Origin of the sequence: Pseudomonas sp. p106, from assembly GCF_003936645.1 — a bacterium.
Lineage (GTDB): Bacteria > Pseudomonadota > Gammaproteobacteria > Pseudomonadales > Pseudomonadaceae > Aquipseudomonas > Aquipseudomonas putida_E.
In genome coordinates this window covers 107916-132712 of record NZ_RHQR01000002.1, presented here as the reverse complement: position 1 = coordinate 132712, position 24797 = coordinate 107916, and the positions used below count along the sequence as shown (strand labels likewise).

At 62.0% G+C, this 24797-nt stretch carries 25 protein-coding genes; 8 read left to right on the top strand and 17 right to left on the bottom strand.

The features are described from left to right. Nucleotides 1–73: 73 nt before the first annotated feature. The 3 genes from cysB to EGJ09_RS03225 all read right to left on the bottom strand — a co-directional run bounded on the left by cysB (nt 74) and on the right by EGJ09_RS03225 (nt 2727). Nucleotides 74–1048 (bottom strand): HTH-type transcriptional regulator CysB, encoded by a 975-nt coding sequence (gene cysB / locus EGJ09_RS03235; protein WP_119688611.1) that lies wholly within the window; start codon nt 1046–1048, stop codon nt 74–76. Between the two features lie 129 nt (nt 1049–1177). Further along, a complete protein-coding gene (locus EGJ09_RS03230; protein ID WP_012313668.1) occupies nt 1178–1675 on the bottom strand; it encodes a universal stress protein in 498 nt (165 codons plus the stop codon). A 104-nt stretch (nt 1676–1779) separates the two neighbouring features. Beyond that, on the bottom strand, nt 1780–2727 hold the full coding sequence (locus EGJ09_RS03225) for a putative 2-dehydropantoate 2-reductase (protein ID WP_125923213.1): 948 nt from the start codon (nt 2725–2727) through the stop codon (nt 1780–1782). Nucleotides 2728–2960: 233 nt separating this feature from the next. On the opposite strand from EGJ09_RS03225, the gene EGJ09_RS03220 reads away from it, so the two are divergent. Next, the gene (locus EGJ09_RS03220) at nt 2961–4037 is read left to right on the top strand and encodes a 3-deoxy-7-phosphoheptulonate synthase (protein WP_046787319.1); all 1077 of its coding nucleotides are present in this window, start codon (nt 2961–2963) and stop codon (nt 4035–4037) included. Between the two features lie 62 nt (nt 4038–4099). Here the strand turns inward: EGJ09_RS03220 and EGJ09_RS03215 are convergent, their stop codons facing one another. Next, the gene (locus EGJ09_RS03215) at nt 4100–4381 is read right to left on the bottom strand and encodes a GNAT family N-acetyltransferase (RefSeq protein WP_046787320.1); all 282 of its coding nucleotides are present in this window, start codon (nt 4379–4381) and stop codon (nt 4100–4102) included. Nucleotides 4382–4898: 517 nt separating this feature from the next. On the opposite strand from EGJ09_RS03215, the gene EGJ09_RS03210 reads away from it, so the two are divergent. Next, nucleotides 4899–5150, top strand: a complete 252-nt coding sequence (locus EGJ09_RS03210; RefSeq protein ID WP_003250288.1) for an Lpp/OprI family alanine-zipper lipoprotein — start codon at nt 4899–4901, stop codon at nt 5148–5150. Between the two features lie 139 nt (nt 5151–5289). Here EGJ09_RS03210 and EGJ09_RS03205 read toward each other — a convergent pair whose 3' ends face one another. The 3 genes from EGJ09_RS03205 to EGJ09_RS03195 all read right to left on the bottom strand — a co-directional run bounded on the left by EGJ09_RS03205 (nt 5290) and on the right by EGJ09_RS03195 (nt 7344). Beyond that, the gene (locus tag EGJ09_RS03205) at nt 5290–6267 is read right to left on the bottom strand and encodes a L,D-transpeptidase family protein (RefSeq protein WP_046787321.1); all 978 of its coding nucleotides are present in this window, start codon (nt 6265–6267) and stop codon (nt 5290–5292) included. A 131-nt stretch (nt 6268–6398) separates the two neighbouring features. Continuing rightward, on the bottom strand, nt 6399–6680 hold the full coding sequence (locus tag EGJ09_RS03200) for a hypothetical protein (protein WP_039601335.1): 282 nt from the start codon (nt 6678–6680) through the stop codon (nt 6399–6401). A gap of 58 nt (nt 6681–6738) precedes the next feature. Beyond that, entirely contained in the window at nt 6739–7344 is a 606-nt protein-coding gene (locus EGJ09_RS03195) for an arylesterase (protein ID WP_046787322.1), read from the bottom strand. Nucleotides 7345–7354: 10 nt separating this feature from the next. Here EGJ09_RS03195 and EGJ09_RS03190 point away from each other — a divergent pair, with 10 nt between their 5' ends. Together EGJ09_RS03190 and EGJ09_RS03185 are read left to right on the top strand one after the other, a co-directional pair. Further along, nucleotides 7355–8038, top strand: coding sequence for an ABC transporter ATP-binding protein (locus EGJ09_RS03190; RefSeq protein ID WP_012313661.1), 684 nt, complete (start codon nt 7355–7357; stop codon nt 8036–8038). Then, entirely contained in the window at nt 8038–10545 is a 2508-nt protein-coding gene (locus tag EGJ09_RS03185; RefSeq protein WP_125923212.1) for an ABC transporter permease, read from the top strand. Before EGJ09_RS03190 ends, EGJ09_RS03185 begins: the two co-directional genes overlap by 1 nt. Nucleotides 10546–10601: 56 nt before the next feature. On the opposite strand, the gene greB is transcribed toward EGJ09_RS03185, so the two are convergent. The 4 genes from greB to EGJ09_RS03165 form a co-directional block, all read right to left on the bottom strand. Then, on the bottom strand, nt 10602–11075 hold the full coding sequence (gene greB / locus EGJ09_RS03180) for a transcription elongation factor GreB (RefSeq protein WP_115275363.1): 474 nt from the start codon (nt 11073–11075) through the stop codon (nt 10602–10604). 11 nt (nt 11076–11086) lie between these two features. Then, nucleotides 11087–11395: a hypothetical protein gene (locus EGJ09_RS03175; protein ID WP_046787940.1), complete on the bottom strand. Its 309-nt coding sequence runs from the start codon at nt 11393–11395 to the stop codon at nt 11087–11089. A gap of 214 nt (nt 11396–11609) precedes the next feature. Continuing rightward, entirely contained in the window at nt 11610–12044 is a 435-nt protein-coding gene (locus EGJ09_RS03170) for a DoxX family protein (protein ID WP_046787939.1), read from the bottom strand. 114 nt (nt 12045–12158) lie between these two features. After that, entirely contained in the window at nt 12159–13565 is a 1407-nt protein-coding gene (locus EGJ09_RS03165; protein ID WP_125923211.1) for a transglycosylase SLT domain-containing protein, read from the bottom strand. A gap of 158 nt (nt 13566–13723) precedes the next feature. On the opposite strand from EGJ09_RS03165, the gene EGJ09_RS03160 reads away from it, so the two are divergent. The 3 genes from EGJ09_RS03160 (at nt 13724) to EGJ09_RS03150 (ending at nt 16559) form a co-directional block, all read left to right on the top strand. Beyond that, entirely contained in the window at nt 13724–14521 is a 798-nt protein-coding gene (locus EGJ09_RS03160; protein ID WP_115275365.1) for a TatD family hydrolase, read from the top strand. A gap of 115 nt (nt 14522–14636) precedes the next feature. After that, complete coding sequence (locus EGJ09_RS03155; RefSeq protein WP_046787936.1) at nt 14637–16115, top strand: methyl-accepting chemotaxis protein; 1479 nt, start codon at nt 14637–14639, stop codon at nt 16113–16115. Nucleotides 16116–16190: 75 nt separating this feature from the next. Continuing rightward, nucleotides 16191–16559 (top strand): Mpo1-like protein, encoded by a 369-nt coding sequence (locus EGJ09_RS03150; RefSeq protein ID WP_125923210.1) that lies wholly within the window; start codon nt 16191–16193, stop codon nt 16557–16559. Between the two features lie 3 nt (nt 16560–16562). Here EGJ09_RS03150 and EGJ09_RS03145 read toward each other — a convergent pair whose 3' ends face one another. From EGJ09_RS03145 to EGJ09_RS03135, 3 genes are all read right to left on the bottom strand, one after another. Continuing rightward, nucleotides 16563–17360, bottom strand: coding sequence for an acyl-CoA thioesterase II (locus tag EGJ09_RS03145; protein WP_046787934.1), 798 nt, complete (start codon nt 17358–17360; stop codon nt 16563–16565). 76 nt (nt 17361–17436) lie between these two features. After that, nucleotides 17437–18216, bottom strand: a complete 780-nt coding sequence (locus EGJ09_RS03140) for a CHAD domain-containing protein (protein WP_125923209.1) — start codon at nt 18214–18216, stop codon at nt 17437–17439. Nucleotides 18217–18230: 14 nt separating this feature from the next. Continuing rightward, a complete protein-coding gene (locus tag EGJ09_RS03135) occupies nt 18231–18509 on the bottom strand; it encodes a hypothetical protein (RefSeq protein ID WP_012313650.1) in 279 nt (92 codons plus the stop codon). Nucleotides 18510–18662: 153 nt separating this feature from the next. Between EGJ09_RS03135 and EGJ09_RS03130 the strand changes: the two genes are divergently transcribed. After that, entirely contained in the window at nt 18663–19703 is a 1041-nt protein-coding gene (locus EGJ09_RS03130; protein ID WP_046787954.1) for a patatin-like phospholipase family protein, read from the top strand. Between the two features lie 80 nt (nt 19704–19783). On the opposite strand, the gene EGJ09_RS03125 is transcribed toward EGJ09_RS03130, so the two are convergent. The 3 genes from EGJ09_RS03125 to lon form a co-directional block, all read right to left on the bottom strand. Further along, a complete protein-coding gene (locus tag EGJ09_RS03125; protein WP_125923208.1) occupies nt 19784–21655 on the bottom strand; it encodes a SurA N-terminal domain-containing protein in 1872 nt (623 codons plus the stop codon). 183 nt (nt 21656–21838) lie between these two features. After that, nucleotides 21839–22111, bottom strand: a complete 273-nt coding sequence (locus EGJ09_RS03120) for an HU family DNA-binding protein (protein WP_012313647.1) — start codon at nt 22109–22111, stop codon at nt 21839–21841. 152 nt (nt 22112–22263) lie between these two features. Beyond that, nucleotides 22264–24660 (bottom strand): endopeptidase La, encoded by a 2397-nt coding sequence (lon, locus tag EGJ09_RS03115; protein WP_046787930.1) that lies wholly within the window; start codon nt 24658–24660, stop codon nt 22264–22266. Nucleotides 24661–24797 lie beyond the last annotated feature (137 nt).

Below are 24797 nucleotides of genomic sequence, written 5' to 3'. Positions count from 1 at the left end.
CAAGCCCCAAGAAGAAAGAGCAGCCCACATGGGCTGCTCTTTCTGCTCTTTCTTGAAGCTTGAAGCTGCTTTTTCAGTGCACCGGCAACTCGACACCGGCAAACAGCTCTTCGAGTTCCTGCTTGTTGTGGCACTGGATCGCCTTGGCCATCACTTCACGCGTCAGGTGCGGCGCAAATTTCTCAATGAAATCGCACATGAAGCCGCGCAGGAAGGTGCCGCGGCGGAAACCGATCTTGGTGATGCTGGCCTCGAACAGCTCACTGGCATCAAGCGCCACCAGGTCGCTGTCCAGCTTGCTGTCCACCGCCATCTTGGCCACGATGCCCACGCCCAGCCCCAAGCGCACGTAAGTCTTGATCACGTCGGCGTCAGCAGCAGTGAACACCACCTTCGGCGTCAGGCCGCGGTGATTGAAGGCCTCATCCAGCTTGGAGCGGCCAGTGAACCCGAACACATAGGTGACGATCGGGTATTCGGCTACAGCTTCCAGTGTCAGCTTCGGCAATTTGGCCAGCGGGTGACCCTGCGGCACCACCACGCAGCGGTTCCACTTGTAGCACGGCATCATGATCAGGTCGCCGAACAGCTCCAGCGCCTCGGTGGCAATGGCGAAGTCGACGGTACCGTCCGCAGCCATCTCGGCAATCTGCATGGGCGAACCCTGATGCATGTGCAGGGCGACTTCCGGGTACTGCTTGATGAAGCTGCTGATGATCGGCGGCAGCGCATAGCGAGCCTGGGTATGGGTGGTAGCGATGGACAGCGTACCCTTCTTCTCGTTGGAGAATTCCTGGGCGATCTGCTTGATGCTTTCGACCTTGCGCAGGATTTCACCAGCGGTGTTGATGATGCGCTCACCTGCCGGAGTGACACGGGTCAGATGCTTGCCGCTGCGGGCAAAGACTTCAACACCCAGTTCATCCTCGAGCAGGCGGATTTGTTTGCTGATCCCCGGCTGAGAGGTGTACAGACTCTGCGCCGTCGCGGAGACGTTGAGGTCGTGGTGCGCCACTTCCCAGATGTAGCGCAGTTGTTGAAGCTTCATAGGTTTCCCTCGAATCAGCGGTAAGTCAGCGGCAGCAGGCAGCGACGGGATATAACTATATTAGTGGTTCTCGAAATAAAACTAGAACTATTTTGTTACATGCCGCTCCGAAACTGCCCACCATCAGCTTCACGTTTTCCTACGGCCGAGATGCTGCGAAAGCGGCACCATGTACACCGGCACCGCAGACAACTGCAGCAAGCGCACAGCCGTTCGGCCAATCGGCACATCTACCCCAGCACCGGCGCTGTGGCTGCCGAAAATCAGCAAGTCCACGCTCAAACGTTGCGCCTGCTCCAGGATGACCTGCGCCGGATCACCCTGGCGCACCCGGACCGCCTTGATCACCGCCAGGTCCGCGTCCTCACCCAGCTCCTCGCGAAAGTTCTCCAGCACACGCTGCTCGATGTTGGCCATCACCGTATTGACGCCCTCGCTATGCAACGCATCGAGCGTCTGCTCATCGAGGTAGCTTTGCAGGAGGGATTCGGCGAACTGCCCCATGGGTTCTACGGCATGAATCACATACAGTTCCGCGCCGAACGTGCGGGCCAGGGCCAAGGCATGCTGCATGACAAAAGGGGCGTAGACACCGAGGTCGGTGGCGTACAGCATGGAGCGGATCATTCGACCTCCTCGACTGCCGTGGCGGCAGAGCAAGCTTCAGCTTAGCAGCGCGCCGGGCGCTCGCTCGGCCGCCCGGCGCACTGCCAATGCGGGCTGTAGAGGTTTCAGCCGGCGCGATTGGCGCGATCGACGAAGGCCAGTGCCTGGTAGAGCATCTGCATGCGCGGCAGGCTGCACCCCGCAGCGCGCGCCCGGGCCAGAGGCTCGGCATAGATAGCCTGAAGCTCCAGCGGTCGCTGCTGGACGTGATCGTGGTACATGCTCGGCCAGTAGTCGGGCATCTGCTCGGTGACCCGGAACAAGTGCTCGGCATAACCGGCAGGCAGCTCGTGACCACAGGCGGCGGCCGCCTGGACCACCTCCGCCATCAACGCCCGAACCAGCTCACGGCTGTCGGCATCTGCCATCAGCGGTAAGGTACTGGCACCAAGCAACACCGAAAGGCCGTTGTAGGGGACATTCCACACCAGCTTCTGCCAGCGGGCCTGACCGAGGTCGTCCATGGCCTGGGAGTCGATACCCGCGGCGCGGAACAGCCTGGCGCCCTCCTCTACGATGCTCAGCCCCCCGTCGCTGGCGGGCCCGCTGTGATAGCCCAGGTTGACCGCACCCAGCGCCTGATGGCGTATCACACCAGGGCTCACGCGGTTGACACAGATAAAGCACAAGCCACCGAGCAGGTGCAGATTGCCGGGCAACGCTGCCCGCAACTGCTCCTCGACACCCAACCCGTTCTGCAGCAGCACCACCTTGGCATCGGGTGCCGATGCCTGCGCAATCAGCGGCGCCAATTCGCCATTGCTGGTCGCCTTTGCACCCACCAGCAACCAATCGCACGGCGGCATGTCGGCAGCGCTGGCATAAGCCTGCACCGGCATGCGCCAGTCGCCGTGCACGGCGCTTTCCAGCCTCAGGCCATGCCCCCGAACCTGCGCAAATTCACTGCGCAGCAAAAAATGCACGTCAAACCCGGCCCGCGCCAGCATCAGGCCATAAAAGCCGCCGATGGCACCACTGCCAATAATGCCAATGCGTGGTTTGCGAGGGTCCATGCTGATCTCCTGATAAATGTCGGTGTGCTTTTCTACACCTGTTGAGGCATTTTGCGCACCCAAATAGCAGGACAAGCCTGTTGCACCAGGGAAAAACCCTGCACAGGCGCGCTGTAGCCCATTGTCGCGCCCCCAGTAACGCGCTAAGGTTCGGCTCCCCGCTGCGAACATTCTTGCTGCTGGGCCGCACGGGGATTGCTGGCGGCCGGCACCGTGACCTGACGAGTAACACGATGGCTGATTTACCGATCGACGACCTTAACGTTGCCTCCAACGAGACCTTGATCACTCCCGATCAGCTCAAGAAGGAAATCCCCCTCAGCGCCAAAGCCTTGCAGACCGTTACTGCCGGCCGCGAAGTGGTGCGCAATATCCTCGACGGGAAAGACCATCGCCTGTTCGTAGTGGTCGGCCCGTGCTCAATCCACGATATCAAGGCCGCTCACGAATACGCTGAGCGCCTCAAGGTGCTGGCTGAGGAAGTTTCCGACACGCTGTATCTGGTAATGCGTGTTTACTTCGAGAAGCCGCGCACCACGGTCGGCTGGAAAGGCCTGATCAACGACCCTTATCTGGATGACTCGTTCAAGATCCAGGACGGCCTGCACATCGGCCGCCAACTGCTGCTGGACCTGGCCGAAATGGGCTTGCCAACCGCCACCGAAGCGCTCGACCCGATCTCGCCGCAGTACCTGCAAGACCTGATCAGTTGGTCGGCCATTGGCGCGCGCACCACCGAATCCCAGACCCACCGTGAAATGGCCTCGGGCCTGTCCTCGGCGGTCGGCTTCAAGAACGGCACCGATGGCGGCCTGACCGTGGCCATCAACGCCCTTCAGTCGGTATCCAAGCCGCACCGTTTCCTGGGCATCAACCAGGAAGGCGGCGTATCCATCGTCACTACCAAGGGCAACCCCTACGGCCACGTAGTGCTGCGTGGCGGCAACGGCAAGCCGAACTACGATTCGGTCAGCGTTGCCCTGTGCGAACAGGACCTGGCCAAGGCAAAGATCAAGGCCAACATCATGGTCGACTGCAGCCACGCCAACTCCAACAAGGACCCGGCCTTGCAGCCGCTGGTCATGGAGAACGTCGCCAACCAGATCCTCGAAGGCAACCAGTCGATCATTGGCTTGATGGTCGAAAGCCACCTGAACTGGGGCGCCCAGTCGATCCCGAAGAACCTGGAAGATCTGCAGTACGGCGTATCGGTCACCGACGCCTGCATCGACTGGTCTGCCACAGAGAACACCCTGCGCAGCATGCACGCCAAGCTCAAGGATGTACTGCCCAAGCGCAAGCGCGGCTGAACGTGGCCACAAAATGAAACGCCGGGCTTAGCCCGGCGTTTTCGCATGTGCAGTCAGCAGGTTCAGGCTTTACTCGAATGACGCTGCTTGCGCTCCATGTAGCGTTCGACGTACGAGCAGGAAGGAATCACCGTGTAGCCCATCTGGTCCGCATACTCCAAGGCCCTTTCGGTCAGTGCTGCAGCGATGCCGCGGCCGCGCAAGGCGTTGGGGACGAAAGTGCGATAGATATCCAGCGTCTGCTTGCCCAGATCCATGTACGTCAGGTAGGCACGATGACCGTCCACGTTGGTCTCGAACTGATGACCGGCCTGGTCATGGTGGATGGTCAGCGCTTCACTCATCACTACTCCTCGCAGGCCTTTTGGGCAGACCTTTACCTTAATCGATGGTGATGTATCCGGCAGAGGAACCAATGCGTGCAGCGCCTATGCCACCTCTTGCCCCTTGGACCGCAGGCCGATTGCAATGGTTCTGCCGGACCGGGCCATCAAATAGTAGGCGCGACACCCCGGATTGCTCAAGGTGGCATCGGTTAAAAGTCACGGCAATGAGCTCGAACCCCTGTACGAACTGACCTGCAAACTCAGCCGGACACTCTTGGGCTTTAGACGTACAACGACCCTTAAAGTCACCGTTAGTTCAACAAAAAAGTTCCCATACAACAATCGCTTGCGCCGCCTGCACAGCGTGCTCACAAAAAGCCTGAAAATCTCGTCAAGCACCCTTGGGCAACATTTTTTTTACCGTTCTTGCGCTGAGTCAGTTTACTTACTACAAGTAATGGGTACTATGTACGCCGGCCAGTTTCTCTTTCCTGAGAGATGGCTATTTAATAGAAAGTCCTTGAAGGGGAACACGATGAACAACGTTCTGAAATTCTCTGCTCTGGCTCTGGCCGCAGTTCTGGCTACCGGTTGCAGCAGCGTATCCAAAGAAACCGAAGCTCGTCTGACTGCGACTGAAGACGCAGCAGCTCGCGCTCAGGCCCGTGCTGACGAAGCCTACCGTAAGGCTGACGATGCAATGGCAGCCGCTCAGAAGGCTCAGCAGACCGCTGACGAAGCCAATGAGCGCGCTCTGCGTATGCTGGACAAAGCCAGCCGCAAGTAATAGTCCTCACGGATTGTTAAGAAGCCGACCCACTTGTGGGGTCGGCTTTTTTATTGCCGCTACAAAAGCAAACAGCACAAATGAAAAAGCCTGCCCAGGCGTTTGACCTGGGCAGGCTTCAGCCCTATCGCTCAAGGGCTTACTGCAGTTCTGGAGGAATGCTCGACACCATGGGAGCTGCACCCTGGTTATCGACGGGCACGGCAATTTCCACCGGCATGCCATCTTCTGCAGCGACCACGTCGCGGACCATGTCCCAGTTCATGCGCACATTGTTGGCCAGGTCTTCGCGCTTGAGCAGCGCGTTGATGACAGCAGTGTGCTTGTCGACCACCGAAGGGTCGCCGTGATCGTCCAGCGGTGTGTGCGCCTCGAGGTATACCTTGCCACCACTGATTCCGAACTTGTACGGCTCGTTGATGATGCGTACCGGCGTACCGACCGGGACCATCTTCGACAGCTCCAGCACATTATTGTTGAACATGCGGAAGCAACCATGGCTGGTGCGCATGCCAATGCCGAACTTCTTGTTCGAACCGTGAATCAGATAACCCGGCACGCCCAGGGTGAACTTGTAAGGCCCCAGCGGGTTGTCTGGCCCGGCCGGCACCACGGTTGGCAGGATGTCACCGTCGGCGGCGTGCTCAGCACGGATCGAAGCCGGTGGCGTCCAGGTCGGGTTTGGGGTTTTGGCAATGATCTTGGTGTTGGCGATGGGGGAACCCCAGCCTTCACGACCGATCCCCAGCGGGAAGGTGTACACCACGCTCTGCCCTTTCGGGAAGTAGTACAACCGGTATTCAGCAAGGTTGATGACAACGCCCTCGCGGGGGCCCGGCGGAAGCACGTAGCGGGTCGGCAGGATGATCTCGGTACCGGCACCCGGCAGCCATGGGTCGACACCCGGGTTGGCGGCGATCATCTCCAGGTAGCCGAGGTCGTTGGCAGTGCCGATGTCGGCAAAGGTGTCCTCATACTTGGCCTTGATCACCTGTACCTGGCCAACGACGTCTTCTCCCGGAGGCGGCAGCGGCAGCTCCAGTGCAACGGCGGGGCCTGCTGCCAGCAGGCCGGCCAGGGTCAGGCAGCGGGTGACGGCGGGAAAGCGCGGCAACATCCGGTAAATCCTTCGAAAGGTGGGTCAAGAGAATCGATTGTACACCCGCACCGTGCCAAGCGGGAGCCACTGGCGGTTTCCATGCGTTTCAGATGATGAAAGGCGCTCGGAGTTTCAGGCCCAGGGCCGTGTCAAAGCTGTGGCCATACCGGACGCATGCCGCGGCGCTGGGCGTCGAGAATCGCCCGGCAGAGGTCGCACAGGCGGCCGTCACGATAGATCGAACGCGGCACGCCGGACCACCGTGGTTGCGCAGGCAGCAAGCCCCCACAAAGGGTTCGGTCGACCGGCACACCCAGTTCGAGCTGGCGGGCGACAAGGTGGACGCGGATTTCCTGGCAGGCGAACAGATCGAGCTGCTCATCGGGCTCGATCAGTTGGTAGGCATACAAGGACCAGGCAGGGCGCGGCATTGGGGGCTCTCGAAACGGGGGGCGCAACATTAGCCGAAAGCCGGCCCCGTTTAAAGCGTCACAGCAAGGGTTTTATCGCCGGCCAGGCATTTTCCAGCAACCGCTGCTGGGCACCCTGCGCCGGATGGATGCCATCGGCCTGCATCATCTCCGGCACACCCCCTACGCCCTCGAGGAAAAACGGCACCAGTGCCACCTGTTTCTGCGCTGCCAACTGCTCATAAACCTTGGCGAACGCCGTGGTGTAGCGCACCCCGTAATTGGGCGGCAGGCGCATGCCCAACAGCACCACTTTGGCCCCGGACTCGCGTGACCGCTCGATCATCGAGGCAAGATTTTGTTGCAATTGCTCTGGAGGCTGCCCGCGCAGCCCGTCGTTGCCGCCCAATTCCAGCACCACCAGGCTGGGCTTGTGCGCTGCAAGCAGCGCCGGCAGCCGCGCCTGGCCCCCTGCACTGGTGTCGCCGCTGATCGACGCATTGACCACCCGATCATCGAAACCTTCGTCCCTGAGCCGGGTCTGCAACAAAGAGACCCACCCCTGGCGGGTATCCAGGCCAAAACCGGCGCTGATACTATCGCCGACAACCAGCAACGTTCCCGCCGCCGCGCTCTGGGCCAGGCAATACAGGGCCAGACCGGCACTCAACCACCACACTCGCATTGGATTCTCCATGGGCCCCAGCATTCTCGTTGCGCAGAACCTTAGCAAAGTGGTCCCCAGTGCGGAAGGTGATCTGACCATCCTGCACGCACTGTCCCTGGACCTCGCCCAAGGCGACAGCCTGGCCATCGTCGGCGCCTCGGGCTCGGGCAAATCCACCCTGCTCGGGCTGCTGGCCGGCCTGGACCGCCCCAGCGCCGGCAAGGTGATACTCGCCGGACACGACCTGGGCCCACTGGACGAAGACCAACGCGCCAGGGTGCGCGCCGAACATGTCGGCTTTGTGTTCCAGTCGTTCCAGCTGCTCGACAGCCTCAATGCACTGGAAAACGTCATGTTGCCACTGGAACTGGACGGCCGTCGCGATGCTCGCGAACAAGCCCGCACCCTGCTTGAACGGGTCGGCCTGGGCAAGCGCCTGACCCACACGCCACGCCAGCTGTCCGGTGGCGAGCAGCAACGGGTGGCGATCGCCCGCGCCTTCGCCGCCCAACCGGCGGTGCTGTTCGCTGACGAACCTACCGGCAACCTCGACAGCCATACCGGTGAGCGCATCAGCGACCTGCTGTTCGACCTGAACAAGGAGCGCGGCACCACCCTGGTTCTGGTTACCCATGACGAACGCCTGGCCAGCCGCTGCCGGCGCCTGATACGACTCGAAGCAGGCCGCCTGGTGGCGCCGGTGGAGGCCTGATGAAGCACATGCCGCTTTCCCGCCTGTGCGGCCTGGCGCTGCGCCAGTTGTTGCGCGACATCCGCGCCAGCGAAGTGCGCGTGCTGTTCTTCGCCCTGCTGGTGGCTGTTGCCGCCAGCACCGCCATCGGCTATTTCGGTGCCCGCCTCAATGGCGCCATGCAGTTGCGCGCCAGCGAGTTCCTTGGCGCCGACCTGGTATTGCAAGGCAGTGCGCCGGCGCGTCAGGAACAGGTAGACGCCGGCACCGCCCTGGGCCTGCGCCACGCCCGGGTGGTGGAGTTCACCAGCGTGGTCGGTGGTGATGCCGGCATCCAGCTGTCGAGCATCAAGGCCGCCGATGGCGCCTACCCCCTGCGTGGCCAGGTACGCAGTGCACCGGCGCCGTATGCCATGGAAACACCCGGTGGCGGCCCGCCGCCGGGCGAGGTCTGGGTCGAACCGCGCCTGCTGGCTGCCCTTGGCCTGAGCATCGGCGACAGCATCGATGTCGGCATGAAGACCCTGCGCATGAGCCGCGTACTGACCTACGAACCGGACCGTGCCAACAACTTCTATAGCCTCACCCCGCGGGTGATGATGAACCTCGCCGACCTGGAGGCCACAGGGGTCATTCAGCCCGGCAGCCGGGTCAGCTACCGTGAGCTGTGGCGCGGCGATGCGCAGGCCCTGGCGCAGTACCGCCAGGGGCTGGAGAAGAACCTGGCGGCGAACCAGCGCCTGCTCGACACCCGCGATGGCAACCGGCAGATCGGGGGTGCCCTGGGCAAGGCCGAACGCTACCTGAACATGGCCAGCCTGGTAGCGGTGCTGCTGGCAGGCGTCGCCGTGGCACTGTCGGCCAGCCGCTATGCGGCGCGGCGCCTGGACGCCAGCGCACTGTTGCGCTGCCTGGGGCTGTCCCGCCACCAAGCGCTGGGCCTGTACTGCCTGCAACTGGCCATGCTCGGCCTGCTGGCCGCGCTGGTCGGTGCCCTGCTCGGCTGGCTGGCGCAACTGGGCCTGTTCCACCTGTTGCACGGCCTGCTGCCGAGCGTGGTGCCGCCTGGCGGCATCCTCCCGGCATTGGCCGGCATCGCCACCGGGCTGGTCGCACTGGCCGGTTTCGCCCTGCCCCCGCTCGCCGCCCTGGGCAAGGTGCCGCCACTGCGTGTACTGCGCCGCGACCTGCTGCCCGTGCCACCCAGCAGCTGGCTGGTCTACGGCGCCGCCCTGTTCGCCCTGGGCCTGATCATGTGGCGCCTGAGCCTCGACCTGCTGCTGACCTTCGCCCTGCTAGGCGGCGGGTTGCTTGCCGCGCTGGCACTGGGCGGCCTGCTGCTGCTTGGGCTACGTAGCCTGCGGCAACTGCTGGCAGGCGCCCCGCTGCCCTGGCGCCTGGGCTTGGGCCAGTTGCTGCGCCACCCCATGGCTGCCGCGGGCCAGGCACTGGCGTTTGGCCTGATCCTGCTGGCCATGGCCCTGGTCGCTTTGCTGCGCGCCGAGCTGCTCGACACCTGGCAGGCACAACTGCCCAAGGACGCACCCAACCATTTCGCCCTGAACATCCTGCCCGACGACCGTGAGCCTTTCGCCCAGCGCCTGCACGAGGTGAACGCAGCCTCCGCACCGCTGTACCCGGTGACGCCTGGCCGGCTGATCCAGATCAACGAGCAACCCGTGCAACAGATCGTCAGCAAGGATTCCGCCGGCGAGCGCGCCGTTCAGCGCGACCTCAGCTTGACTTGGGCCGCCGACCTGCCCGCAGGCAATGCCTTGACCGCCGGCAACTGGTGGCGGGCGCTACCGGCTGGTGATGAAATCCCCGGCGTTTCGGTCGAGGCGGAACTTGCCGCCAGCCTGAAGGTGCAACTGGGCGACCTGCTGACCTTCGACATTGGCGGCGAACAACGCCAGGCGCGAGTGAGCAGCTTGCGCAGCGTGCACTGGGACAGCTTCCAGCCGAACTTCTACATGATTTTCCAGCCCGGCACCCTGCAGGGGCTGCCGACCACCTACCTGACCAGCTTCTACCTCGCGCCGGGTCATGACCTGGATGTGGTGGCCCTGTCGCGGGCGTTCCCGGCGGTGACCATCCTGCAAGTCGATGCCTTGCTGGAGCAGCTGCGCAGCATCCTCGCCCAGGTTACCCTGGCGGTGGAATATGTATTGCTGTTCGTCCTGGCAGCGGGGTTGGCCGTGCTGTTCGCAGGCTTGCAGGCAACGCTGGATGAACGCATTCGCCAAGGCGCATTGCTGCGCGCGCTGGGCGCTGCTCGACCGTTGCTGGTGAAAGCGCGGCGTATCGAGTTCGGGCTGCTGGGTGCGGCCAGTGGCGCCCTGGCAGCGCTAGGCTGTGAGTTGATTACCCTGGTGCTTTACCGCTATGCGTTCGACCTGCAGTGGGGCCCGCATCCGTGGCTGCTGATACTGCCGCTAGCGGGCGCGCTACTGGTAGGAGGGGCTGGTGTGTTGGGGACTCGGCGGGCGCTTAATGCCAGCCCGTTGGCGGTGCTGCGGGAGGGATAGCCTTAAGCTGCAAGCTGCAAGCATGAGCAGATACGCCTCGGCTTGCAGCTGAACGCTTACTGCTCGTAACTTATGCTGCTTACATACCAGGTCGCTTCGCCAGTAGGTGTATGCACCAGCACCTCATCACCCTCCTCTTTCTTGAGCAGGGCCCGCGCCATGGGCGAATCGATCGAGATATAGTCATTGCGTCCATAGATCTCGTCGTACCCGACGATGCGAAACTTCAGGGCTTCGCCGTCATCGTTTTCGATCTCCACCCAGGCACCGAAGAAGACCTTGCCCTCCTGCTGCGGCGAATAGGCAACCACCTTGACGTCTTCGAGGCGCTTGCGCAGGTATCGGACCCGACGGTCGATCTCACGCAGCAACTTCTTGTTGTACTGGTAGTCGGCATTCTCGCTGCGATCCCCCAGCGAGGCAGCCCAAGCCACCTTCTGGGTGATTTCCGGGCGATACACCCGCCACAGATGGTCCAGCTCTTTCTTCAGAGCTTCATGGCCTTCTGTCGTGATGATATTGGTACTCAACAGCGGGTTCCTCAGCGTCGGGTAATCAGGCCCTGGCGTGCGATGCGGGTGAGGTGGCCGATCACTTCGGCAGCGTCTTGCGCGGCAGGTGCCTGGATCACCGCCAGATCGAAGCGGTCGTTGCCAAACTGCTCCAGCCGGCACGCGGTTTCGGCAAACTGGATGAGGAAGGCGCGGGCCTGGCCTTTGCGACGGGACAAGCCTTCGAGATGACGCAAAAGAGTAGGCTGATGCTGGCCACCGAGCAGAATGCGCGGTGTGCGGGTGGCCTGGCTGGCAGGCAGTGGGCTCAAGCAGACACTGGTACGTGGGCAACTCATGGAGTGTTTCTCCGCCTCGCAAATCCCGCTGGGCAGCGGTGGGAGGCGTCACCGAACCAGCGCTTTAGCGGTATTTCGGATGACCCGGGGCTGGGTTTTCCTGCGCCCCGCAAGTAGCTGTTTAAATCGGCGCAGGCGGTATGCTAGAGCTACACGCGGCAAGCTGCAAGCCCCAAGCTGAAAGTCATCAACTTGAGGCCTGCAGCATGAGCTGTCAGCGGGCGATCAATCGGTCTACGGAGAAGCGACCAGCGCCTTCGATCAGTACCGCGACGGTACCCGCCAGCAACGCCAGGGCGAACTCATAGCCATTGTTGGACATGAACAGGCCGTTACCGATGTGTACCGAGAAAATTGCCACCACCAGGGTTACGCTCAGTGCCAGCGCCGCCGGGCGAGCCAGCAGGCCGATCACCAGGGCCAGGCCGCCGAAGAACTCGGCGCTGCCGGACAGCAGGGCCATCAGGTAGCCGGGGGCCAGGCCGATGCTCTCCATCCACTGGCCGGTGCCCTCCAACCCGTAGCCGCCGAACAGGCCGAAGAGTTTCTGCGCACCGTGCGCCATGAAGATGATGCCGACCAGGATGCGAACCACGCTCAGGCCCAGGCCAGCGTGGGTGGAGAGCAGTTTGATGATTGCGTTGTTCATTGGGTGACTTCCTTGAAAGCTGGGATGTTGTGTTGGGATGGGCGCCATAATAATCGACATGAAAGATATATAAATCGCAAAAAACCCAGCATACCAATCAAATAAATCGATTTATCAGCGATTCCCCCTCCGTTCCAGCACCGCACGCTCGCGGTTGAACGCCAGGAAGTACTTGTTCACGCTATTGACGAAGTTGACCGGCCCCATGCCCACCTGCTCCATCGCGACCCGCTCGGTCTGAAAGAACCATTGGTTGCCATTGAGCCCACGCTTGCGAGCCTCGACACGCATGGCCTGGACCCGCTCGGGCCCAAGGTTGTAGGCGGCCAGCACAAAGGCCATGCGCTCACGCTCGTTGATCTTCGGGCTGGCAAAGAACTTGCGGCGGATCAACGCCAGGTAACGGGCGCTGGCCTGGACATTGCCATCCACCGTTGCGGTATTGCTGACCCCGACCCGTTGGGCAGCTGCAGGAGTGATCTGCATCAGGCCATGCGCTCCGCCACTGCCGCGCGCCGCCGGGTTGAGGGTCGACTCCTTGAAGGCCAACGCAGCAAGGTTCAGCCAGTCGATCTGTTGCGCCCGGCCATGTTTCTGCAGCACCGCGCGCACAGAAGCCAGGCGCTGACGGTCCTTGCGCGCAAGCGGGTTGTGCACGCGGTACTGGCGCCGGTAGATGCGCTCGAAGGCAGCGTCCTGGTTCTCGGGCGCGCGGTAGCCCTGCAGAAAACGATCGACCGTGGCCTGCAGCAGCGTCGCATCTCGGCGCACATACCAGCGCATGGCTTGTGGCGGGCCCAGTTGCAGTCGGCTATCCAGGCGCAGGCGTGGCATTACCCGGGCCCAGCGCAGCGCGATCGGCCGCTCCACCACGGTCAGGTGATAGATGCCGGCCTGGACCATCTCCAGCACGTCCTCCACCGCCAGGGTCGAATCGACCCACTCGATCTTGACGGGCGGGCGCTTGCGCAGCGCCAGGTGCTGGTTGATCTGCTGGATCAGCGCGCCGGCGGCACTGGCACTGGTCAACGCCACGGTGCGCCCGGACAACTGCTCGACGCGGGTGAAACTGCGCTCGCCCTTGCGCCCGACCAGCCACAACGGCACCTGGTCCAGGACCGGAGCACTGCTGTTCACGCCACCGACCAGGCTCGGGTCGAGCAATTCGCCCGGGGCGGCAAGGTCGCCCTCACCGCGCTGCAGGGCCCCGAGTAGTTGCTCTTTGGCTCTGGGGATGAGTTTGAGCCGCACCTGTTGCCCGTCGCCGGCCCGGGCGTTGAGGTAATGCTCAAGCGCACGCAAGCGGTAGTACTCGATGCCGACGGGCTCGCCCTTGACCTCACCGGAACTGTTGCGGCTTTGGTTGACCAGTACCCGCAGCACCTTGCTGCTGCGGATCTGTTCAAGGTCACGGGCCTTGCTCACCGGCACGTTCTGCTGCGGCCCCGGCAGGCGTGCGTAGGCGGGACCGACGCTCATCAGGCCAAGCGCCAGCAGCAGGGCGAGCAGGTATCGCAACATGCGAAGACGTATCCGAGGTCGGTGGGCAGCATCCATGTGTGCGAGCAACTCGTGATAAATGACGGCAAAAGACCATCGCAACAGCCTGAAGTTCTTGGCTTTTTCCCGGAAATCGCGCTTTTTGCTATGCTGGCCGTCCCGCGGCACGAGGTAGCACCATGCAACTGATCGATATCGGCGTCAACCTGACCAATAGCAGTTTCCACGACCAGCAGGCCGCCATCGTCGAGCGCGCCATCGAAGCCGGCGTAGTGCAGATGATCCTTACCGGCACCAGCCTCGCGGTCAGCGAGCAGGCGCTAGAGCTGTGCCAGCAGCTGGACCCCGCCAGCGAGCACCTGTTCGCCACAGCCGGCGTACACCCGCACGACGCCAAAGCGTGGGACGCCAACAGCGACCAACGACTGCGCCAGTTACTGAATGAAGCGCGTGTGCGCGCCGTAGGCGAATGCGGGCTGGACTTCAACCGCGACTTCTCCCCTCGCCCACTCCAGGAAAAAGCCCTGGAAGCTCAATTGGCGCTGGCCGCCGAGTTGCGCCTGCCTGTGTTCCTGCATGAGCGTGATGCCAGCGAGCGCTTGCTGGCGATTGTGAAGGACTACCGCGACCACCTGCCAGCCGCCGTGGTGCATTGCTTCACCGGCGAGCGCGACGCACTGTTCGCCTACCTGGACATGGACCTGCACATCGGCATCACCGGGTGGATTTGTGACGAACGCCGCGGCACGCACCTGCATCCGCTGGTGGGCAATATCCCACAAGGGCGCCTGATGCTGGAGAGTGATGCCCCGTATCTGCTGCCGCGCAGTCTGCGACCGAAACCGAAGAGCGGGCGCAACGAGCCGGCTTTTTTGCCAGAGGTGCTGCGGGAGGTAGCGTTGCACCGGGGTGAACGTGTTGAAGATACCGCGGCGCACACCACTGCAACGGCTCGGGCATTTTTCCAGCTGACCTGAGCTTGATCGGGCATAAACGGTTTGTTGATACACGTCAAAACCTCCCAGGCGTGAGCGGGCACAATGATGGCACCTTGCCAATAATGTTTCCGCTCAACTCAGAGAAGACCTACCCATGGGTGCCTGGCTTAGCAATATTTCCCTGAAGTACAAGTTCTGGGCCGTCAACGCAGTGGCCTTTGTCACCACCTTGATGCTGGTGCTTTATGCCGTGCACCTGGAGCAGCGAGCCCGCGCCGAGGCTGTGCAGATCCAGGCGCAATCCCAGGCACAGCTGCTGGCCGCCTGGCCGCAAGGGCTTGCCCTGCCCCGCCAGGCCAACGTGATCACCTGGCAACCCGGCCAAACCCCGACCTTTGCCGGCCAAAGCCTGGATGCACTGCGTAATGCACAAGGCTGGGTAGCACTCCCGGCCGCCTGGCTCTTCGGTAACAACCCGCTGCGGGGTGCTCAGGTACTGCGCCATGGCGACGAGCAGGTGGCGGTACTGGCCCAGGCACCGAGCGTGCGCCAGGTGTTCTTCGAGCGTTTTGCCAACTACGCGGTTTGTGTGCTGATCCTGATGCTGGCCATGCTCTGCGCCTCGCAACTTTTGATCCGCTTCCTGCTGAGCCAACTCAACACCCTCAAGGACGTCATGCTGCACGTGGAAAAAACCGGTGACCTGTCGGCCCGCGTGCCTCTGGCTTGCGGAGACGAAGTGGGCCAGATGGCAGGCGCGTTCAACGCCATGCAGTCGACCTACCACCGCGTGGTCAGCACCGTGGCACGCACAGCCGCGCAACTCGATTCGGGCGCCGCGCGCCTGGCCACGAGCATGAACGAAGTTCGCCACGGCATGCTCGGCCAGCAAAGCGAGACCGACCAGGCAGCCACGGCGATCAACGAGATGTCCGCCACCGTGCACCATATCGCCCAGCATGCCGGCGCCACCCGCGACCTGTCGCAGACCGCCGACACCCTCGCTGGCAGCGGCAAGAATGTGGTCAACCGGGTGCAGGATTCGATTGCCGGGCTATCCAGCGGTGTGCAGCAGACCGCCGAAATGATCCGCCAACTGGCCGAGGACAGCCAGAAGATCAATGGCGTGGTCAACGTCATCCACAGTATTGCCGAACAGACCAACCTGCTGGCGCTCAATGCCGCCATCGAAGCAGCGCGCGCCGGCGAAATGGGCCGTGGCTTTGCGGTGGTCGCCGATGAAGTGCGCAGCCTGGCCAAACGCGTGCAAACCTCCACCGACGAGATCACCGGCATGGTGGCCGACCTGCAGGCCGGTACCCGCGATGCGGTGGAGTTCATGCAGGAAAGCTCTTACAAAGCTGACGACTGCGTGCGCCAGGCCAAGGAAGCCGGCGCAGCGCTCGCCGAAATTACCGGCGCCGTGGCGCAGATGCGCGAGAGCAACACCCAGATAGCCGTCGCCGCCGAGCAGCAGAGCCAGGTGGCGGAAGAAATGAACCGGGCAGTAGTCAGCATCCGTGACGTCACGGAGGAAACCGTGCAGCAGACTGTCGATTCGGCCACCACCAGCAGCGAACTGGCGACCCTGGCCGGCGAGCTGAACAAGGCCATCGGCCAGCTCAAACTATAGTCACCATAGCCAGCCTCGATTGGCTGTGACCACCGGGCCGCACTAAGCTTTGGGCATGACCGCGAGGAACTGCCCATGAGCAAACGACTGCCCAACTTGCCCGCCTGGCAATGGCGCGGCTATCACCACAACCACCGCCATCCGACCAACCTGGTGCTGCACCTGATTGCCGTGCCGCTGTTCATCCTTGGCGCTCTACTGGTGCTGTCAGGCTTGTTCGCCCTGGACCTTGGCCAGATTGCTGTCGGCATCATTTCCCTGATCGCCGGCCTGGGCCTGCAGCGTCAGGGCCACCGCCTGGAGGCCGAGCAGCCAGAACCGTTCGCCAACCGCAAGGACGCCGTGCAGCGCCTGCTGACCGAGCAATTCATCACCTTCCCGCGTTTTGTGCTCAGTGGTGCCTGGTGGCGCGCCTGGCGCGGACGGCACAAACATCGGCGTTGAATCTCAAGCGAACACTGTGACCGTCTGCCGGCTCAATGCCAGCAACTCACCTTCAGCCGTCCACAGGGCAGCTGCGGCATGCCCATAACCATCGCGGGCGTGTTCCGTCTCGACGCAGTAGCGGCACCAGTCCAACGTCGACAGCCTGGCAACCGGCTGGATGAATTCGATGGTCCAGGTCAGCGTACTGCCTGCTGCGGGCTGCTTCAGGTAAGGCATGAGGCTGGGCGGCCAGGCATCGACCAGCGCTAACAGGTGGGCCTCGTTGACCTGCTCCTGGGCAACATCCCGCAAGCGCACCCAGCCGCCCATGTGCCGTGACTGATTGCCACTGAACGGCAACCCACCAACCGCCCAGCGCAGGGCAACATGGCGCATGAACTCAGGTGTGACGCCTTTGATGTAAGGAAGCTCAGGAGCGGCATCCTCAAGCGCCTTCATCTCCATGGCCGGCACTGCAGGAACATTCACCACCGATGCCCGCCCGGCGCCGAAATTGCCCTGTACCAAGGTCACCACTTGGCCATCCTGAATCGCTCGACCAAGCAGGGTGCTGACGGCTTTGCCCTCGCGCAGCACTTCGACTTCAAAACGGGTTGGCACGTCGGGAGCGGCGGGGGCGACGAAACTGATGGCCAGGGAACGCACCGGGCGGCTATCGGCGAGCTTCAGGCGCATGGCCTCATACACCATCGCGGCCATCAGGCCACCGAATGCGGCACGCCCTTGGGCCCAGTTGGGCGGAACACTGACGCCGTCGGGGTGTGCTCGCACGGCGTCGAGCAGTTGGTTGAAGTTCATGGGCCGGCTCCTGTAGCAGCGAAAGGTGTCAGCCAATACTAGCGAGCAACCTTGCGTCGAACAGCCCGCATATCGGTCATTTGCCGGGCTTGCGCCGCTGCAGCGCTGCCTGCAAGGCATCCAGTGTCACGTCGGACTGGCGTTCGGCGTCATCCAGCTCCTGCTCCCAATCGACCTTGCAGGGCGCGAGATCCGCATGCGATTGAGCCTGCAACAGCCATTGCAAGCGATCATGCCAGTTACCCAAATCGCTCTGGGCTTGTTTTAGCATGCGCTGCAGCGGCTTGCCGGCATGATCGAGTTGCGGATACGCCTGGTCGCCATAGCGCACACGTTTGATCAACAGGCGCAGGCGGTGGCGGTCGTGGGCCGGGTCCTGCAAGGCTTCCTGCAGCTTGCGCCATTGCTTGACCAGGCGTTTGTCGACACGCTTGCGCAGTGACTTGGCCAACCCTTCACGGCCCGCTGCGCGCAGGAACAGCGGGAAGGCATCGAGGATGGCAAGTACACGGCTCAGCTGCGCGCTGGTGGCCACGCCGGCAAAGGTGGCAGCCCGCCCTTGCAGACGCCGCTGCCCCGCCTGGGCAACGCCGCGCTTGATCAACTCGGCCGCCAGTACCTCACGGTCACGTAGCGGCGTGGTCAAGGTACCAAGGGCTTTCGCAGCGTCCTCCAACTGCTCGACCCCCGGCAAGCCCCTCAGCGGCCGTAACAGGCTGCGCAAGCGCCTCAGGCCTATGCGCAGATCGTGCAAGGCTTCGCTGTCGGTATCGGCAGCGAGGCGCTCGCGACAAGCCAGCAGGCGCACCTGCAAGGCCACTACCTGGGCAACCACATGGTCGAGCATGCTGGACATACAGCGCTCCTCGGTCAGCGCCCGGCGCGCGACTCACGAATGTAGAAACGCGCCTTTTCCGCTTTATTGGTGCAACCTTCGAAGCCTTCGAACTGCTGCTGGGTCTTGGCCCCGGTCAAAAGCGACAAAGCCTTGGAATAGCTGACAGTACCGGCAAAGCCTTCAGCCTTGGCCAGGTCAAGCTCCTTCCAGGCGGCATCGAGCTGCGACGCGCAGCTGTCACGGTAAGCCGTCTTGCCCGCACAGCCGGCAAGGGCCAGGGCAATCAGAGGAAGGCAGATCCAGGCTTTCATCGGTAATACCTCAAAGGTTCAAATTGAATGGCTGTTCGACGCGTGGGCACCTGAAAAGTGCCGCGCCCGGCACGTTTTGCCTAGAGTCTACATTGAAGCACAGGCAACGCTCGGTGCATTGTAGGACCATGGATGCAAAAGCCGGGGATGATCATGAGCAAACGTGTAGCACTGGTATTGGGATCGGGGGGCGCTCGGGGCTATGCCCATATCGGCGTGATCGAGGAAATCGAACGGCGCGGCTACGAGATCGCCTGCATTGCCGGTTGCTCGATGGGCGCGGTGGTCGGGGGCATATACGCGGCGGGCAAACTCGATGAATACCGCAACTGGATCGAAAGCCTGGATTACCTGGACGTACTGCGTCTGGTCGATGTCAGCTTCCGCCTTGGTGCCATTCGCGGCGACAAGGTGTTTGGGCAAATCCGCAAGATCGTTGGCGAAATCAATATCGAGCAATTACGCATCCCCTACACGGCAGTGGCCACCGACCTGACCCACCAGCAGGAGATCTGGTTCCAGGAAGGCTGCCTGCACCAGGCAATGCGCGCTTCGGCGGCAATTCCAAGCCTGTTCACGCCCGTAATGCAAGGCAACCGCATGCTGGTCGACGGCGGCATCCTCAACCCGCTACCGATCGTGCCGGTGGTGTCCAGCCACTGCGACATGATCATTGCGGTGAACCTCAACTCCACCAACCAGAAGCAATACCAGTTGCCTGTCATCGAGCGGCCGGCAGCATTCAGGATGCGCTTTGACGCGCTGATCAATTCGCTGGGGTCGCGCATGCCGTTTCGGCGCAAGCCCGTCGAGGAACTGATGCGCATCGAGCAGGAGATCACCGGCGAGGGCCTGATTCCACCCAACCCCTGGCTGACCGATGCGGCCGACCCCGAAGCGCAGCAACCGGCGGCGGCACCGCAGAGCGAGGGCGCGCCAAAATCAGCCACAGGGTCGATCATCGTCGACAACGTGGGGCCAGCTTCGCTGCTGGACCTGATCAACCAGAGTTTCGAGGTGATGCAGACGTCGTTGGCGCAATACAAGATCGCGGGGTATCCACCGGACGTGCTGATCAACGTGCCCAAGCGGGTATGCCGCTTCTTCGAGTTCTACAAGGCGCCGGAGCTGATTGCCTTGGGCCGGGAGATTGCGCGGGATACGCTGGATAACTATGAGGGGGAGAAGCGCTGAGGCGAACCCGGCGCTTACGCCCGTGCCACAGAAACGAAACAGGCCGCATCATGCGGCCTGTTTCATTACCAGACAGTCACTCAGTAGCGAGTGATGTCCGCACTGCCTTCGAGCTGCTTGCGGTATGCCGCAAAGTCCTGCTGGCCCGCACGCGAAGCGAGATAGCGGCGGATCTGCTGCTTCTCTTCAGCGCTGGCGGCGGCACCTTCGTTGACACCTTTGAGCTGCAGCACGACCAGGCTGCCATCGGCCAGAACCACGCTGCCATATACCGGCTTGCCCTTGGCTTGCGGCTTGGCCAGGCGGAACAGTGCCTGCAACTCGGCCGGGTCGATACCGTCCTGGCTGCGGGTGACTGCTTCGTAGGCCTTCCAGCTCTGGCCTTCCTGGGCAGTATCGGTAGCGACCGAGCCGTCACGCAGGCCGGCGATCAGCTTGTCCGCCTTGGCCTTGAGCTCGGCGGTTGCCTTCTCCTTGGCCAGGTGTTCGCTGATTTTCTTGGCCACGGCTTCGAGCGGCATCTGCTCCGGCTTGCGGTGCTCCTTGACGCGCAATACCACCGTGGTTTCCGGGTCCAGCTCGATGGCGGTGCTGTTGGCAGCCTCCTCCAGCACTTCCTCGGAAAACGCAGCCTGGACCACGGCACGGTTGGCCGTGATGCCTTCACCGCCCTCACGGCCGAATGGCGCCGACGTATGCACCTTGAGGTTCAGGTCCTGGGCGGGCTGGGCCAGGTCGGCAGCCTCGTAGGCAGCATCCTGCAACTGCTTGCTGGCATCGACATAGCGCTGCTCGACCAGCGGAGTCTTCAGGTCTCGCGTGAGCTTGTCCTTCAGGCTGGCAAAACTCGGGACTTCCGGCGCCTGCTTGCCCAGCAGCTTGATCAGGTGATAACCGAACTGGGTACGCACCGGTGCAGACACCTGGCCATCGTCGAGCTTGTACAGCGCGTCCTCGAAGACCGGGTCATACACACCCGGGCCGGCGAAGCCAAGGTCGCCACCACTGTTGGCCGAACCCGGGTCCTGGGAGAACTCCTTGGCCAGTTTGGCGAAGTCTTCACCTTTGGCCAGGCGTTGCTCGACCTCTTCGATGCGGGCCTTGGCCTGGGCATCGGTGACCTTGTCATTGACCTCGACAAGGATGTGCGCAGCGTGGCGCTGTTCGGCCAGGTTGGCGATTTCCTTCTCGTACTGGGCCTTGAGCTCGTCGTCGGTAACCTTCACCTGATCGAAGAATGCCGACTTCTTCAGCTCGACATAGTCGATGACCACTTGATCCGGCGTCATGAACTCCTTGGCGTGCTGTTCATAATGGGCCTTGACCTCGTCATCGCTGACCTTGACCGCAGCCGGGTTGGCCTTGAAGGTCAACGAAGCGAAGTCGCGGGTCTGGTTTTCCAGGCGAGCGAAGGCGTCGACCTGCTGGTCGGTCACGAAGCTGCTGCCGGCAATACCCGTGCGTACCTGGCCGATCAGCATTTCTTCGGCGAGCATCTGGCGGAACTGCAAGCGGCCATAGCCCATCTGGCGGATGACCTGGTCGAAACGGTCGGCGTTGAACTTGCCATCAACCTGGAATTCCGGCGTCTGCAGGATCACTTGATCCAGCGCGGCCTCACTGAAGGCGAACTTGGCATCTTCGGCACCCTGCAGTAGCAGCTTGCGTTCGATAAGCCCTTTGAGCGCGGCATCGCGCAGCAATTTCTCGTCCAGCAGTGCCGGGTCGAAATCCTTGCCCAGCTGTTGCATCAGCTGGCGGCGCTGCATGTCGGCCGCCTGGCTCAGCTCGTTCTGGCTGATGGTCTGGCCGTTCACCTTGGCGGCGTCCTGGCTATGGCTGGCGGCCTGGAAAATGGCCTCGAAGCCCGTCAACGCCATCAGCACGACGATGAGGCCGATGATGGTCTTGGCAATCCAACCTTGTGAATTGTCCCTGATATTTTGCAGCATGCGTCCCCCAGAAACGGCTGTACCACTGCGTCGACAACCGCGGAGCGTGGGTAGAATCCTGATAAAAGAAAGGCGCATCCGAGGATGCGCCTTTTCTTAGCAAACGTGTCAGGCGGGAACGTTTGCGACCCGCCTTCAGCGTGCTCGGACCTGGCCAGGCCGGGTCCGGCTGAAAGAGACGACTTAGTTGACGGCGTCTTTCAGGCCTTTGCCAGCCTTGAAGCCTGGAACCTTGGCAGCAGCGATCTTGATGGTCTTGCCAGTTTGCGGGTTACGGCCATCGCGCTCTGCGCGCTCTTTGACCGAGAAGGTACCGAAGCCAACCAGAACGACGTCGTCGCCTGCTTTCAGGGCACCAGTCACGGAGTCAATTACTGCATCCAGCGCGCGGCCGGCTACAGCTTTCGGGATGTCAGCAGATGCGGCGATAGCGTCAATCAGTTCCGACTTGTTCACTCTAAGTCCCCTTATTTCTCTATTGAGTTTGTTTCTAAGTATGTAATGAAAAGCTTATGAAACGTGCGCTGGGTGGCCTGGTGACAATAGCGTGCCGCTTTATAGCAAGGCCCCGAAAATACTGTCAAGGAAAGCCCCCCAGCCAAAAACTACTAATGCGTGCTAATTCGTTCCTTAGCATCGCCGTCGCGCTTTTCATCTTTCGCGACAATCTCAGGAGCCACATCTGGCAAGGGCTCCGGGGCGTATTGCAGCGCAATTTGCAGGACTTCGTCAATCCATTTGACCGGTTTGATCTGCAGATCCTGTTTGATATTTTCCGGAATCTCCTTCAGATCGCGAACATTCTCCTCTGGAATGATCACCGTCTTGATCCCGCCACGGTGTGCCGCAAGCAGTTTTTCCTTCAACCCGCCAATGGCCAATACCTGCCCACGCAAGGTGATTTCACCGGTCATGGCAACATCTGCACGCACTGGAATCTGCGTCAGCGCCGACACCAGCGCGGTGCACATGCCGATACCAGCGCTCGGGCCATCCTTGGGCGTAGCACCCTCGGGCATGTGGATGTGCACGTCGTGCTTCTCATGGAAGTCGGCGGCAATCCCCAGGCTGCGGGCGCGGCTGCGGACTACGGTTTGCGCGGCGGTGATCGACTCGACCATGACGTCGCCGAGCGAACCGGTCTTGATCAGTTGGCCCTTGCCAGGGATGACCACCGACTCGATGGTCAGCAATTCGCCACCCACCTGGGTCCAGGCAAGGCCGGTCACCTGGCCGATCTGGTCCTGCTGCTCGGCCAGGCCGTAGCGGAACTTGCGCACACCCAACAGGTGCTCGAGCTGCTCACTGGTGACCTTGACCTTGACCTGCTTCTGGCCGGTATGTTCCTTGACGACCTTGCGGCAAACCTTGGCAATTTGCCGCTCAAGGCCACGTACACCGGCTTCGCGGGTGTAGTAACGGATGATGTCGCGGATCGCCGAGGTGTCGATCTCGAGCTCTTCCTTCTTCAAACCGTTGGCCTTGACCTGCTTGGGTGTCAGGTATTTGACCGCGATGTTGATCTTCTCGTCCTCGGTGTAACCCGGCAGGCGAATGACTTCCATGCGGTCAAGCAGCGCCGGCGGGATGTTCATCGAGTTCGAGGTGCACAGGAACATCACGTCAGAGAGGTCGTAATCGACCTCCAGATAGTGGTCGTTGAAGTTGTGGTTCTGCTCAGGGTCGAGCACTTCCAGCAGCGCCGAGGCCGGGTCGCCACGCATGTCGCTGCCCATCTTGTCGATCTCGTCGAGCAGGAACAGCGGGTTGCGCACACCCACCTTGGTCATCTTCTGGATCAAGCGGCCTGGCATCGAACCGATGTATGTCCGACGGTGGCCGCGAATCTCGGCCTCGTCACGCACGCCACCCAAGGCCATGCGCACGAACTTGCGGTTGGTCGCAGCGGCGATCGACTCGGCCAGCGAGGTCTTGCCCACGCCTGGCGGGCCAACCAGGCACAGCACCGGGCCGCGAATTTTCTTCACGCGCTTCTGCACGGCGAGGTATTCGAGGATGCGTTCCTTGACCTCTTCAAGGCCATAATGGTCGGCATCGAGAATTTCCTCAGCCTTGGACAGGTCCAGTCGAACCTTGCTCTGGGCCTTCCACGGCACCTGCACGAGCCAGTCGAGGTAGGTCCGCACCACGGTGGCCTCGGCCGACATCGGCGACATCTGCTTGAGTTTGTTCAGCTCCGCCTGAGCCTTGGCCAAGGCATCTTTCGGCAGGCCAGCGGCTTCAATGCGCTTTTTCAGCTCTTCGACTTCGTTGTGGCCTTCGTCGCCATCGCCAAGCTCTTTCTGAATGGCCTTCATCTGCTCATTCAGGTAGTACTCGCGCTGGCTGCGCTCCATCTGTTTCTTGACCCGGCCACGGATACGCTTCTCGACCTGCAGCAGGTCGATTTCAGCATCCAGCATCGCAAGCACATGCTCGACACGGGTGGACAGATCGACGATCTCGAGAATTTCCTGCTTCTGCTCGATCTTCAGGGCCATGTGTGCGGCCATGGTATCGACCAGACGCCCAGGCTCCTCGATGCTGTTCAGCGACGACAGCACTTCGGCAGGGACTTTCTTGCCCAACTGCACGTACTGTTCGAACTGCGACAGCAGCGTGCGCACAAAGACTTCCGACTCGCGCTCGGCGGCGTCGGTTTCGTCGATCAGGGAAACTTCGGCACGGATGTGCCCTTCAACTTCGGTAAAGCGCTCGACTGCACCCCGCTGCTCGCCCTCGACCAGCACCTTGACGGTGCCATCAGGCAGCTTCAGCAGTTGCAGCACGGTAGCGACGGTACCGACGCGATACAGGGCGTCTTCGCCCGGATCATCGTCGGCGGGGTTCTTCTGGGCCAGCAGAAGGATCTGCTTCTCGCCAGTCATCGCAGCCTCAAGGGCCTCGATGGACTTCTCACGCCCCACGAACAGTGGGATGACCATGTGCGGATAAACAACGACATCGCGCAATGGCAAAAGAGGCAAGTCGAGGGTGGTCTTCATGATTTCGCCTCTACAGCGGCCTTATGGCCGGAAACCGGTGGAAATGATGCTTGGACCTAATGTGGGGGCACGCCTGGGAAATTACAAGCGCTTGCACAGGAAAAGCAGAAAGGGGCCCGCATGGGCCCCTTTCTTGC